Annotated in this window: 8 protein-coding genes; 3 read left to right on the top strand and 5 right to left on the bottom strand. The window is 71.6% G+C overall.

The window, feature by feature from the left end; genetic code table 11:
• The first annotated feature begins 589 nt into the window (after positions 1 to 589).
• The gene (locus ACFVTC_RS02815; RefSeq protein ID WP_390123752.1) at positions 590 to 3058 is read left to right on the top strand and encodes a lamin tail domain-containing protein; all 2469 of its coding nucleotides are present in this window, start codon (positions 590 to 592) and stop codon (positions 3056 to 3058) included.
• Positions 3059 to 3157: 99 nt separating this feature from the next.
• Here the strand turns inward: ACFVTC_RS02815 and ACFVTC_RS02810 are convergent, their stop codons facing one another.
• The 4 genes from ACFVTC_RS02810 to ACFVTC_RS02795 all read right to left on the bottom strand — a co-directional run bounded on the left by ACFVTC_RS02810 (position 3158) and on the right by ACFVTC_RS02795 (position 8854).
• Positions 3158 to 4300, bottom strand: coding sequence for a metallophosphoesterase (locus ACFVTC_RS02810; RefSeq protein ID WP_390123221.1), 1143 nt, complete (start codon positions 4298 to 4300; stop codon positions 3158 to 3160).
• Positions 4301 to 4575: 275 nt separating this feature from the next.
• Positions 4576 to 5397, bottom strand: a complete 822-nt coding sequence (locus tag ACFVTC_RS02805; protein ID WP_390123220.1) for a L,D-transpeptidase family protein — start codon at positions 5395 to 5397, stop codon at positions 4576 to 4578.
• A gap of 249 nt (positions 5398 to 5646) precedes the next feature.
• The gene (locus tag ACFVTC_RS02800; protein ID WP_390123218.1) at positions 5647 to 7521 is read right to left on the bottom strand and encodes an FHA domain-containing protein; all 1875 of its coding nucleotides are present in this window, start codon (positions 7519 to 7521) and stop codon (positions 5647 to 5649) included.
• A gap of 484 nt (positions 7522 to 8005) precedes the next feature.
• On the bottom strand, positions 8006 to 8854 hold the full coding sequence (locus ACFVTC_RS02795; protein ID WP_390123216.1) for a TetR/AcrR family transcriptional regulator: 849 nt from the start codon (positions 8852 to 8854) through the stop codon (positions 8006 to 8008).
• A 272-nt stretch (positions 8855 to 9126) separates the two neighbouring features.
• Between ACFVTC_RS02795 and ACFVTC_RS02790 the strand changes: the two genes are divergently transcribed.
• A complete protein-coding gene (locus ACFVTC_RS02790; RefSeq protein WP_390123214.1) occupies positions 9127 to 10839 on the top strand; it encodes an MFS transporter in 1713 nt (570 codons plus the stop codon).
• 406 nt (positions 10840 to 11245) lie between these two features.
• A complete protein-coding gene (locus ACFVTC_RS02785) occupies positions 11246 to 12358 on the top strand; it encodes an aminotransferase class V-fold PLP-dependent enzyme (RefSeq protein WP_390123212.1) in 1113 nt (370 codons plus the stop codon).
• Between the two features lie 217 nt (positions 12359 to 12575).
• Here the strand turns inward: ACFVTC_RS02785 and ACFVTC_RS02780 are convergent, their stop codons facing one another.
• Positions 12576 to 13052: a hypothetical protein gene (locus ACFVTC_RS02780; RefSeq protein ID WP_390123210.1), complete on the bottom strand. Its 477-nt coding sequence runs from the start codon at positions 13050 to 13052 to the stop codon at positions 12576 to 12578.
• Between the last annotated feature and the right edge of the window lie 231 nt (positions 13053 to 13283).

Below are 13283 nucleotides of genomic sequence, written 5' to 3'. Positions count from 1 at the left end.
CCCGTCGGACGTCACGCCGTTCACCGCGCCGCACCCGTCCCGGTTCGAACGCCGCCACTCACTCGCGCGCTTCACATGCGCGGTCGGGCTTTTCCCGGACCGGCTCGCGCCCGCCCGCCGCGACGGCTCGGCCCTGACGGCTGTGACGGCCCTGACGGAAAAGGAACGGCCCCCTCTCCAGGACAGCGGCGCCATCCCGCGCACAACTGCGCCCCCCACGCAGGACCGTTCAGGGGTGCCACACAGCGCCCGCTTCGCGACGCCGGGCCAGAGGCGGGGCCAGCCCCGCCGAGGCGGGTGCCGACCAACACCGCAGTGCGCGAGCGGCACTTGGGCTCGTACCCGCCGCCATCACGCTTGGCCGTGCGTCCGTGGGCGCGCGTCCCCGGGGCCGGCGGCCCGCCGGATCGGCCACCGGGGTGCGGCACGAGACGGAAAGTCAGCCACTCGACCCACAGATTTAACGACACACCCCTTGATACGCGCATTTCTACGCGCGTAACCTCAGCCGATCGCAGGGTTCCAGCCTGTCTGACCGCACCTCATGCGCCGTTCGTCCAGCGGACGTTGAAGGAGTCACCCCGTGCCGATGCACAGACCCAGCGCAGTGCGCGTAGCCGGCGCCGCGTTCGTGGCCGCGACCGCCACCGCGGCCGTCGTCATGGCGCCGCTGCCCGCCGCCTTTGCCACGCCGTCGACGAACGTCGTGATCTCGGAGGCGTACGGCGGCGGAGGCAACTCCGGCGCCACGCTCACGAACGACTTCGTCGAGCTGGCCAACCGCTCGACGGCCGCGTACCCGCTCGAGGGGTACAGCGTCCAGTACCTCCCGGCCTCGCCGTCCGCCGGCTCCCTCTGGCAGGTCACTCCCCTCACCGGCTCGCTCGCCCCCGGCGGCGGCTACCTGGTCGCCGAAGGCGCGGGCAGCGGCGGCAGCACCGCGCTGCCGACCGCCGACGCCACCGGCAACATCGCGATGGCCGCCGCCAGCGGCACGGTCGCCCTGGTCAAGTCGACCACGGCGCTGACCTGCAAGACGGCCGCGGACTGTGCCGGCGACCCCGACATCGTGGACCTCCTCGGCTACGGCACCGCCGTCGTCCGCGAGGGCACCGCCGCCCCGGTCGCGAGCAACACCACCTCCGTCTCCCGCACGGCCTCGCTCGCCGACACCGACGACAACTCCGCCGACTTCACCGCCGGTACACCCACCGCCACCAACAGCGCCGGGGAGACCGCGAACGGCGGCGGTACCGGTGGCGGCCCCGGCGGACCCACCGCCCCGGGCGCGTTCCGCATCCACGACATCCAGGGCACCACCCGCCTCTCGCCGCTCAAGGGCCAGAGCGTGGTGGGCGTCCCCGGCATCGTCACCGCCGTCCGCACCACGGGCAGCAAGGGCTACTGGATCCAGGACCCCGCCCCGGACACCGACCCCGCCACCAGCGAGGGGCTGTTCGTCTACACCGGCTCCGCCGCGCCCACCGTCTCCGTGGGCGACTCGGTCCTGGTCAGCGGCAAGGTCACGGAGTACTACCCGGGCACCGGCACCCAGTCGGTCACCGAGCTGGGCAGCCCGGTCTCCACCACCGTCTCCACCGGCAACGCCCTCCCGGGCGCGGTCGTCCTGAACGACTCGACCGTCCCGGCCGCGTACACCCCCACCGCGAACGGCGGCAGCATCGAGGGCCTCCCCCTCCAACCCAGCGTCTACTCCCAGGACTTCTACGAGTCCATCGAGGGCATGCGCGCCTCGGTCCACGACGCCCGGGTGACCGGCGCGACCAACTCCTTCGGCGAGATGTTCGTGACCGCCAAGCCCCACGAGCGGCCCACCAGGCGCGGCGGCACCCTCTACGGCGCCTACGACCAGCAGAACACCGGCCGCATCGAGATCGTCGCCGCCGACGGCTCCACCCCGACCCTCAACGTCGGCGACGAGCTGTCCGGCACCACCACCGGCCCGGTCGACTACGCCTCGTTCGGCGGCTATCTGCTCGCCCCCTCCGCCGGCACCATCGGCACGGCCGTCGACAACGGGCTCAAGCAGGAGGTGACGCGCAAGCAGAAGGGCAAGGAACTCGCCCTCGCCACCTACAACGTGGAGAACCTCGACCCGACGGACGGCGCCGACAAGTTCGCCCGCCTCGCCAAGGGCGTCGTCACCAACCTCTCCTCCCCCGACATCGTCACTCTGGAGGAGATCCAGGACGACAACGGCGCCACGGACGACGGCACCGTCTCCGCCGAGGCGACGCTGACCAGGTTCACCGCCGCGATCACCGCGGCGGGTGGCCCGAAGTACTCCTGGCGCTACGTCAACCCGGTCGACGACCAGGACGGCGGCGAGCCCGGCGGCAACATCCGCCAGGTCTTCCTCTTCAACCCCCAGCGGGTGTCCTTCGTCGACCGGGCGTCCGCCGGTGACCCCTCCACCACCGCGGTCTCCGTGGTGAGGGACAAGCACAGGCGCGAGGCCCACCTCTCCGCCTCACCGGGCCGCGTCGACCCCGCGAGTGCCGCGTGGGCCAACAGCCGCAAGCCCCTCGTCGGCGAGTTCAGGTTCCAGGGCGACACGGTGTTCGTCATCGCGAACCACTTCAACTCCAAGGGCGGCGACGACCCGATGCACGGCCGGTTCCAGGAGCCGACCCGGTCCTCGGAGACCCAGCGGCGGCTCCAGGCACAGGAGGAGAACGCCTTCGTCGACTCCCTCCTCGCCGCCGACCCCAAGGCGCGGATCGTCGCCCTCGGTGACCTCAACGACTACGAGTTCTCCGACGCGGTCAAGACCCTCACCGACAACGGCGACGTCCTCACCGACCTCATCAACACCCTTCCGGTGAAGGAGCGTTACAGCTATGTCTTCGACGGCAACAGCCAGACCCTCGACCACATCCTGACCAGCCCCTCCATCACCCGCTACGACTACGACGTCGTCCACATCAACGCGGAGTTCGCCGACCAGGCGAGCGACCACGACCCCCAGGTCGTCCGGATCGACGTGAACAACTGCGGCAGGAAGGCCTACCACCCCGAGCCGGGCAGGGGGAAGTAACCCGAGCCGTCGCCCGTGCCCTTCACCCGGCGCCGTCGCGCCGGGTGAAGGGCACGCCCCGGACCGGCCCGCGTACGACCCGCCGCGGACCGCCGCGGGTCACACGGGCGACCGGAGGACGAGCAGACTGATCTCGCTCGGTGCGAAGATCCGGAACGGCGGACCCCAGTAGCCCGCACCACGGCTGGTGTAGAGCTGGGTCCGCTCACCGTGCCGGCTGAGGCCCTGCACCACGGGCTGGTCCAGTCGTACGAGATGGTGGAACGGCCAGATCTGCCCGCCGTGAGTGTGACCCGAGACCTGGAGGTCGACCCCGGCAGCCACTGCCTGGGCCACCTGCTTGGGCTGGTGGGCGACCAGGAGCACCGGAAGCTCGGGAGTGACCTCCGCGAGGGCGAGGGGGAGATCGGCGCGGTGCCCGGCCAGGCCGGAGGAGGCGGCCGTACGGTCATCCACACCCGCGAGGACGAGCCGGTCGCCGCCGCGTTCGACGACGACATGACGGTTGTGCAGCGAGTCCCAGCCGAGCCGGGCCATCTCGTCGAGCCAACCCTGGGCCTCCCCGAGGTACTCGTGGTTGCCCGTCACATAGACCCTGGCCAGGCGCGAGCGGACCCTCCCCAGGGGCGCGGCCTGCTCCCGGCGCTTGGCGATGGTCCCGTCGGCGATGTCGCCCGCGTGGCAGACGATGTCGGGTTCGAGGGCGTTGACCGCGTCCACGACCCGCGCCGACCAGCGGGCCCGGTCGATGGGCCCGTAGTGGGTGTCGGCCAGCACGACCACACGGGTCCCGTCCAGTCCGGCGCCCAGCCGGGGGAGCGTGACCTCGACCTGCCGGACCCGGGGCAGCCGCATGGCCTCGGTGTAGCCCCAGGCCAGCAGCAGCGCCGCGACGACCGCGACGGCGACCGCCACGCCTCTGGCGGCGGTCTGCCCGCCGGCCCCGGCGGCGCCCAGGCCGAGCCGCAGCACACCTCCGAGGGCCGACCACGCGAAGAGCACCCAGATCACACCGAGGATCGTGTCGCCCGTACGAGCCGCCGGGTCGGACTGCCGGCGGCCGTGGCCCAGGGCCATCATCACCGGGAACGCGACCAGCGCGGCCCCGAACAGGACGCCGCCGACCAGCGCGACCGGGAACGGCCATCCCGTGCCCGAGGCCAGCAGCACCCACCACGGCAGGAAGAACAGGAGGACCAGCACGGCGAGGACGACCAGGCCGCCGACCAGCCGACGCCACATCGCGGCCCGTCCCCTCCCGTCGGATTCCTTCCCGGCGGATCCCCTCTCGGCAGATTCCTTCCCGGCAGATTCCCTCCCGACGGGTTCCCTCCCGGCGAGTTCCGCGGGCGGTGCCGAGGTGCCGAGGACATCACCCTCCCGTCCTGCCGCGGCCTCCGCCGACTGATCGTCCAGCACGGTCCCTACCCCACATCCGCTGACGCCAAGGTGAACCGTTCCATCCTCGCACCGCGGCCGCGTCCCTCCGTCGCCTCCCGGCATGGCGCCCCTCGGCCTCAGCGCCGCAAGTACTCCCGGTCGCCCATCACCACGACGGGATGACGCAGGGGATCGAGGGTGCGCAGCAGGGTTCTCATCGCGGACTCGGGGACGGTGACGCAGCCCGACGTGCCGTCACCGTGGTCCAGGTGCAGCCAGATGCCGCCGCCCTTGTCCTCGCCCAGAGGCCGGTTCCAGTCGTAGGGCGGGGTGCCCCGGAGCCGGTTGTAGTCGATGGCGATGACGTGGTCGAAGTCGTGGCGGTGGGAGGCGTCCGCGTCCTGCGGGGGTGCGAAGGCGTGGGCGTCCTGCCGGTAGCGCAGCAGACTCCCCGGATCGTCGAGCGCCCCGCCCGCGTCGGAGAGCGTGAAGACGCCGACCGGGCTGCGTTCGTCGTCCATGTGGTGGTCGGTCGTCCAGCCAAGCCTGCCGTTGTGGGCGCGCCAGCCGGCGGTCCGTTCCCAGCTCGTGCCGCGCCACTCGTAGAGCTCGACGAGGGCGTCGGGCGAATCCTCGTGATCGCCGTAGACGGCCACCACCTGGCCGGTGGCGGCCGGGACCTGGTCCCACATCATGTCTCCGATGCCGGGGATCCGGGAGACGGACTCCGGGCGCGGGGCGGGTGCCGGGCGGGGCCGGGCGGACGCTGCCGGGCCGTCGGTTCCGGGCACCCCGGCGGGGTTCGTTCCCGGCGTCAGGGCACCACATGCCGTCACCGCGCTCAGGAGGGCGCCACACGCGACGGTCGCGGCCATGGCCTGCCGTGCACCGCCGAGATGCCGCGCTCCGCCACGGCGCGCGGCCCGGTCGGAGTGCCGGGTCCCAGAGGATCTCCACATGCTCAGGATTCTGTGGCGGTGCGGACGACAGCCGCATCCGGACCGGGCATCCGGCCTATCAGGGCTTCGCCGGCTGCCGTGCCGTCCTGCCCTCCGGATGCGGCTCACGCGCGAACGCCCCGCTGAGGGCGTCCGGTCCGAGGACGCCCAGGGGACTCCGGGAGGCAGGACGGGGCCGGGGCGCGGGCCGCCGACCGCCCGGAAGGCCGCGCGTGCCGACGGTCCCGGCCCTGACAACCCCGTGGATCCTCAGAGCTGGGCGACCGGTTCCAGCGCCTCGACGGCGGCGGCCGCCGCCGCGGAGTCCTGGCCGTAGAAGATGTCGATGTCGACCTCCTCGCCGCCCATCGTCAGCGTGTCCCAGGCCCCGCTGAGCACCAGCATGCGCAGCGTGCTGCTCTCCAGGGTCCCCAGCCGCTGCAGGATCGCCTCGTCGTCCGGCAGACCGGACATACGAGCCGCCAACCGGGAGCGGATCCCGCGCATCCGCTCCAGCAGCGTCGCGGTGTCCGCCTCGCGGTCCGGCTCGTCGGCGATCCCGTCGATGCCGTGCGCGATGATGTCCTTGATCGCCCAGGTGGCTCCCTGGTCGTCGGTGGTCACCATCGCCTTCCAGGCGCGGCTCTTGTGACGGTACTGGAGCATCGACATGGCGGCCTCGTGGCGCAGGAAGTCCGCGTCCCGGAAGGACTTCCCGTTCCAGGCCCCGTTGAGAGAACGTGCGAGGGAGATCGCGGACGCCAGGCCGCTGTTGAGCCCCCGGCCCGGCCAGAAGTGGATGGCGTTGGCGGCGTCGCCCAGCAGGAAGCCGTACGTGCCGGTGGAATTGGCCGTGGGCGGCAGCAACTCGGCGGTGAAACGCGGACGTTGCACCATGTCCAGACGGAATGAGGTGACCGCGCTCAGGTCGTCCGCCTCGACGCCGAACAGGCGCAGCCCCTCGTGCACCCGCTTCCACAGCGCCGAGCCCCTGATCAGGGCCGGCAGGAACAGGGTGCTGTGCGTGGAGCACTGGAAGTCGCCGTGCTCGTCGCGTCCCATCAGGCACGGGCGGGAGGCGATGCACTCCTCGAAGACACGGCGCACCGGGTCGATGCCGACCACTTCGGCGGTCTCCGCGTCCGTCAGGCGCATGTTGAGGAAGCCCTCGCCCCGCAGGGAGTTGAGCAGGAACCGGTTCTGCGCGACGGTGAGCAGCACCGCCATGGGGTCGGTCAGGCCCGACTTCACGCGCAGGCCGAGTACCACGTCCTGAAGATGACGGCCGTCCAGCGAGTAGATGGACTCGTCCGCCTTGCCGAACTTGGCGGCGAAGTGCTCACGGGTGCGCGACCGCCCGCCGTCGCAGATCGCGAGGACGTGCTGTGTGGCCAGGGCGTCCTGCTGCTCCTCGATGCTGAACCGGGCGGGAACGAGCTGGATCCGGCCCTTCTTCTCGTTCGCCACCTCCAGCAGGCGGTCCTCGATGTACGCGATGCGCATGTTGCGCGGGTGGTGATCGCCGACCGAGTCGGGTCCTGAGGGCCACATCTCGGTGTAGTTGTCCGCGTCGAAGAGCCGGTCGCGCACCTCTTGGGGAAGGCCGAGGTACTGGCGGCTCTGCACGGTCACCACCTGCTGGCGCCGTATGTTCCCCTGGCTCGCGTCCTTCCAGACGATCTTGCGGCCCTGCTTGCGCCACCGGCCGTCGTACACGGTGATCTGCGCCTGGGCTCCGAGGAAGTGTTCCAGCAGCAGGGCGAGCGACAGGCCGACGGGGCCGCCGCCCGCGACGGTGACCCGCAGCACCGGCCCGTGCGCGAGGTCCTCGCCGCCGTGCGTCAGGGACCTCGGCAGCGAGAGCGCCATGATCGTCTCCATGGCGTCCGCGACCTCGAACCGGAACTCCTGGTCGCCGATGGTGATGTCGTCCCCGGCTTTGAGCAGTCGGGACTCGATCTCCTCGCCGTTCACCAGCGTTCCGTTGCTGCTGCCGCAGTCCCGCAGCACGTAGCCCTGGGTCTCGTCGAGGACGATTTCCGCGTGGAAGCGCGAGACGCTCAGGCTGGAGATGACGACGGTGTTATCGGGGTTGCGTCCGAAGGTGACCCGGGTGCCGATGACCGGTATCCGTTCTCCGGCCAACAAGCCTTCGTGTCCAACAAGCACCGGCGCCACGGCACTTCCTTCCAGGGTTGACGGCATGCCGCTGCCGCGGTGCCACCGGGACGCACCTCTGCGCGGGTGTGACCGGACAGCGGGTGACGGGTAGGACGGAGCGACGTCCGCTCGACGTATTTGAACGGTAAATGATTCACTTTTGACGACAGCATAGCCTCGCCTGACCGGTACCGATGACCCATCATGCCCTCTTCCGGAGCCGCACGGGAGTCCCCCCGGCGTCGCCGGCGCGGACCGCGCCGGTGACGTCACGGCCCCTCCGGGCCCGACCTGTCACCCGCTGACCCCGTGTCACTGGAGTGACGGTCCGCGGGGACGGCCGAAGGGCCAACTCCCCCTCGTACGCTCCGGGGAGACGACTCGCGCCGGACTTCACGACGCCCGTCGGCGCTCACCACCGTCCGGCCGCCTCGAGCCCTCGCCACAGGGTCGCCGGATGCGCGAGGGGTCAGCCGGCGTCCGGGGTCCGGGAAGCGTCGGGGGTCCGGGAGGCGTCCGAAGTCCGGGCGGCGTCCGCGCCCGCACGGGGCGCCGCGTCCGGCAGATAGCTCGCGAGGCCACGCAGGATGATCTCCAGACCGATGTCGAAGCGCTCGTCGGAGGAGTCCGTCACCATCACCCCGGCCAGGGCCCGCAGATGGGGGAAGTCCGCCGCGGGCAGGGAGGCGAAGTAGTCCTGCATCTCGCCGGCCATCTCACGCCAGTCGGGGCGGGCCGGCGAGGAGTGCGCTCCGCTCTGCTGGGCGGCCCGGTCCTGCCACATGCCCTCCTCCAGGGTGAACCCGTCGATATACGTGGAGATGAGGTCACCGGCCTCCGCCGCGATGCGGTCGGGCAGTCCGGCGGTACGGAAGACCGCGAGCAACGCCTCCACGTGCGGCAGCAGTTCGGCGGTGAAGGGCACGTGGGCCATGGAGATCCTGGCCATGTCCCGGTGGGAGAGCAGGCGCCGCCGTCCGGAGCGGGCGTAGTCCCGTACCTCCTCCTGCCACCGCTCCGGGTCGGCCGCGGGCGGCTCGAAACCGTCGAAGAGCCGGGTGTACATGAGCTCCAGCAGGTCGTCCTTGGAACTGACGTGGGCGTAGAGCGCGGAGACCGTGACACCGAGTTCGGCCGCCACCTGGCGCATCGACAGACGGTCGAGCCCCTGGCGGTCCAGCACGGTGAAGGCGGCCTCCACGATGCGTTCGCGCGACAGCGGTGTGCGGGCGGGGGCGACGCGGGCACGGGCGGGACGCTCGCGCTCCCAGGGAGACGGCGGAGGGGGTGCGGGGGTGCCGGGGGCCGCGTCGTTCATGGCGTCAGTCTAGGCATGGGAGAGCGGCGTTCTCCCGCGGTGAGCGGCGTTCACCGCGATCAGACGCGATATATCTTGTCCTGTGCGCGAAGTTGCGCTATATCTTAATGAACGCCGTTCTCTCGGTGAGCGCTGTTCTGTTAGGGTGAACGCCGTTCTCCGCGTCCGGCCGTCCGTCTCTCCGGGCTTCACCGGCGAGTCGGGCAACCCCGTCCATCCGCGCCACCGCGCCCGCGAGTCACCGTGGCGCGACCTTTTCGTGAGGAGTTCCGATGTCCACCACCGGTGTCGCGTCCACCGAGACGCCCATCGACTCGCCAGAGCCCTACCGGTGGCGCTGGGCCGCCCTCTTCGTGATCCTCGCGGCCGAGGTGATGGACCTCCTCGACGCCGTCGTCACGAACATCGCCGGCCCCTCCATGCGGGCCGACCTCGGCGGCGGCGCCTCCACCCTGCAGTGGCTCGCCGCCGCGTACACCCTCTCGATGGCCGTCGGGCTCGTCACCGGAGGGCGGCTCGGGGACATCCACGGGCGCCGCCGGATGTTTCTGGTGGGTGCGGCCGGATTCACCCTGGGTTCGCTGCTCTGCGCGGTGTCGGTGTCGCCCGAGATGCTGATAGCCGCACGCGTCGTGCAAGGGCTGTTCGGCGCGGTGATGCTGCCGCAGGGCCTCGGCATGATCAAGGAGATGTTCCCGCCGAAGGAGTCGCAGAAGGCCTTCGGCCTCTTCGGCCCGGTCATGGGACTGTCCGCGGTGTGCGGGCCGATCCTGGCGGGCTGGCTCGTGGACGCCGACTACTTCGGCACCGGCTGGCGCATGATCTTCCTGATCAATCTGCCGCTGGGTGGCGCTGCCATCCTCGGCGCCATGCGCTACCTGCCGAGGGGCCTGTCCGGCAGCAAGCCGCGACTTGACGTCCCCGGCATGCTCCTGGTCTCGCTGGCCGCGCTGCTCATCATCTTCCCGCTGGTCCAGGGCCGTGAGTACGACTGGCCCGTCTGGACGTTCGTCATGATGGCCGGCTCGGTGGTCGTCTTCGTCGCCTTCGGCACGTACGAGTCGCGCCGCAGCAAGGCCGGCCGGGACCCGTTGGTCGTCCCCAGTCTCTTCCGCAAGCGCGGGTTCAGCGGCGGCATGGTCCTCGGGCTGGTCTTCTTCTCGACCATGCAGGGGTTCATGCTGGTCTTCAACCTCTACACGCAGATCGGCCTCGGCTATTCGCCGCTCAAGGCGGGACTGGTGATGGTGCCCTGGTCGGGCGGCATGATCGTCGGCTTCGGGCTCGCCCAGGGTGTCGCCCGGTTCGGGCGGACCGTCCTTCAGGCGGGCGCGCTGGTCATGGCGGTAGGTGTGTTCGGTGTGTGGCTGACCCTCGACCAGGTGGGGTCGGGCGTCGGTCCCTGGCAGCTTCTGCCGTCGCTGCTCGTCACCGGCATCGGGATGGGCCTGCTCATGGCGCCGTTCTTCGACATCGTGCTCGCCAGCGTCGAGCAGCACGAGACCGGTTCGGCGTCCGGCACCATGACCGCGGTGCAGCAGCTCGGCGGGGCCTTCGGCGTGGCCATCCTCGGCACCGTCTTCTTCGGTCTGCTGGGCGGCGGGATCGCCACCGCCGTCGACCACCGTTCGGACGGGTTGCGAGGTCAGTTGGCCGCCGCGCACGTCACGCCCGCGGCTCAGGAGCGCGTCGTGGCGGACCTGCGCAAGTGCGCCCCGGACCGCGCCGTCGCCAAGGACCCCGCCGCGACCCCGGCGTCCTGCGCACGCCTGGGCGAGGACACCCGCTCCGCCCTGACCTCGCCCCAGGCCGGCGCCCGGATACCCGTCGTGCTGCAGGAGACCGCGTCCTCGGCCTTCCGGAGCGGTTTCGGCTCCGTCATGAAGACGGTGCTCTGGATCGTCGACGGCATGCTCGCCCTGACCTTCCTGCTCGCGTTCCTCCTGCCGCGTCACGCGCGCCCCGAGGAATCCGCCGGGCACTGATCCCCGGCCGCACGGGCATCGGCGAACAGGACGGGCGGGCACCCCTGAGGAGGTGCCCGCCCGTCACGTCCCGGCCCGACACGCAGCAGGTCCCCCTGTCGCGTGGCAGGCGGAGCGGGTGAGGACCGCCGCGCTGCTCGGAACACCGGTCCGCTCGAACCCGGCCGCGAGCCCAGGCGCGGACGCGGGGGCACGCGTCGCGGACGGCGACCGCCACCCCGGGCGGGCCCGCACGGCGCGAGACACGTACCGTTCGGGCAGGTAAGGACGGATGCGCTCGCGGCGGTGGACGGCGGGGCTCCGGCCTGTCCGGCAGACGGCGCCGCTCGCCCGGGGCACCACATGGCCCTCCCCGCCGGGCGCACCCGTACCGCCCGTACCGCAGCCTCCTGGAAGGACGAGCCCCGTGCTCACGTCGTACGCATCCCATTTCGACACGCCCGCCGGGTACCTCGACTTCGCACGGTTCGGTCCGCCGTCGCGGGACTCCGTGGCCGCCACGGCGCGAGCCATGGAGGAATCCGCCCGCGCCGACCACACCACCGTGGACGGCCTGATGCGGGCGGAGGGGACCGCGCGGGACACGGCCGCCCGTCTCGCCGGCACCGACAGTGAGCACACGGTGCTGCTGCCCAACGCGTCCACCGGCATGTTCCACGCCGCTCTCGGCATCCCGGAGGGCGTCGTCCTCGCCCCGCGCACCGACTTCCCCGCCAACCACTATCCGTGGCGCCGCACCGCGGACCTGGGCCGGGCCACGCCGCGCTGGCTCACGCCGGCGCCCGGTGGCGGGGTCACCCCCGACCTCGTCCGCACCGCGCTGACCGACGACGTCGTCGCCGTGTCCGTCAGCGCCGTGGACTTCCGCACCGGCTTCCGTGCCGACCTGGCGGCGCTGCGCGAGGCGATCGGACCGGACCGGCTCCTGATCGTGGACGCCATCCAGGCGTTCGGCGTGGCCGGGATGCCCTGGGACGCGGCCGACGTGGTGGTCGCGGGCGGTCAGAAGTGGCTGCGCGCGGGATGGGCCACCGGCTTCGCCGCACTGTCGGATCGCGCGCTGGAATCCCTGGAGCCGGTCCTCACCGGCTGGACGGGCGTCGAGGACGTCGGCCTCTTCGACGGAACGGAACACCCGCCCGCCCCCGACGCGCGACGGTGGTCGATCACCAATCTCAGCCCGGTGACGGCCGCCGCGCTCGCGGCCGCGCTGGACCTCGTCGAGCGGCACACCGTCGCGGCGATCGAGGCCGCGATCGCCGCACGGATCGACGAACTCACCGAAGTCGTCAAGGAGCGTGGCGGCCGCGTCCTCTCCCCCACCGACCCGGCGCGGCGCGCGGGCATCCTCTCCTTCACGATGCCGGACCGCGACCCCTCCGTCGTCGCGAAGTCGTTGCACGCCGAGGGTGTCACGCCGACGGTGCGCTCCGACTCGCTCCGCCTCTCCCCGCACGCGTCGACACCGCCGGAGGCGTCCGAACGAGTAGCCGCCGCGCTGTCGTCGCTGCGCGACTGAACCCGGGCCGACCGCGGCAGCCCGGTCTCCGGGGCAGCGCGGTGAGCCCCGGCACGGTCAATACCTGGGAGACGCCACACTTCTGCGCCGGACACGGCATCACCGCCGAGATCGAACTCATGCGCCTGACCGGATCAACGGGGCACTGAGCCGCCCGGCCCGTCGACCACACGTAGGAAACGGTCCGGCCAAAGCCCCACCGCGCCCTGGCCGGTACTCACTTCACGACCGGCGCGCCCACCGGAACGGCGCTCTTGAAATCGCTCAGCGTGAGCGTGTTGTGAATGTCGGCGTCGGCAGCGAAGTGGACGTCCTGTCGTACGCGTACGACTCGGCCCTCCTTGTCGATCCACACGGCGGCGTCGATCACGGTGGCGGGGCCCAGATTGCGCCCGACGGTCCTGTCGACCGCTTCGAGGTCCTTCGGGGCGAGGCGGGCCGACACACGGACGGGTTCGCTGCCCCGGTGCACGGCGCCGCTGTGATCGAGTATGAGGCGCACGTACCTCGGAAGCCGGTCGATGGGAATGCCGCCCTTGGCCGTCGACGCGGGGAACTCCTGCCACCCGCCGTCGGAGCCGCTCGCACGCCGGTACACCTTCTGCCGGGTGATCACGACGTCTTCGGTGTACTGCTCGGTCTCATCCGTCGTACGCCCCGTCAAGGGCGCGTTGAGGTTGATCCTTCCGGTCATGAGCTGCAGTCGAGTGGTTCCGGATTGCGTGACGGCTCTGATCGCCGCCGAGTAGGGGGCGTCGTCGGCCGCGGCCAGCCGCTCGAGAACCACCTGCCGGCCGGTTTTCGCTCGCGCGGGTGAGCCTGCGGCACATGCTGGGAGCAGCAGTCCCGAGAGCGCCAGGACCAGGAGTGCCGTCCGGTGGTGAATCAAGAATGGATCCTCGCGGTACCGGCCCGGAGGGTGAGC

It is taken from the genome of Streptomyces sp. NPDC057950 (assembly GCF_042887295.1).
Lineage (GTDB): Bacteria > Actinomycetota > Actinomycetes > Streptomycetales > Streptomycetaceae > Streptomyces > Streptomyces kaempferi.
The sequence above is the reverse complement of the archived record's forward strand: the minus strand, read 5'-3'. Positions and strand labels throughout refer to the sequence as shown.

Bases quoted from the DNA above. Each gene is read 5' to 3' on its own strand.
- ACFVTC_RS02815 (WP_390123752.1), top strand. From the start codon at position 590: ATGCACAGACCCAGCGCAGTGCGCGTAGCCGGCGCCGCGTTCGTGGCC.
- ACFVTC_RS02810 (WP_390123221.1), bottom strand. From the start codon at position 4,300: ATGTGGCGTCGGCTGGTCGGCGGCCTGGTCGTCCTCGCCGTGCTGGTC.
- ACFVTC_RS02805 (WP_390123220.1), bottom strand. From the start codon at position 5,397: ATGTGGAGATCCTCTGGGACCCGGCACTCCGACCGGGCCGCGCGCCGT.
- ACFVTC_RS02795 (WP_390123216.1), bottom strand. From the start codon at position 8,854: ATGAACGACGCGGCCCCCGGCACCCCCGCACCCCCTCCGCCGTCTCCC.
- ACFVTC_RS02790 (WP_390123214.1), top strand. From the start codon at position 9,127: ATGTCCACCACCGGTGTCGCGTCCACCGAGACGCCCATCGACTCGCCA.
- ACFVTC_RS02780 (WP_390123210.1), bottom strand. From the start codon at position 13,052: ATGACCGGAAGGATCAACCTCAACGCGCCCTTGACGGGGCGTACGACG.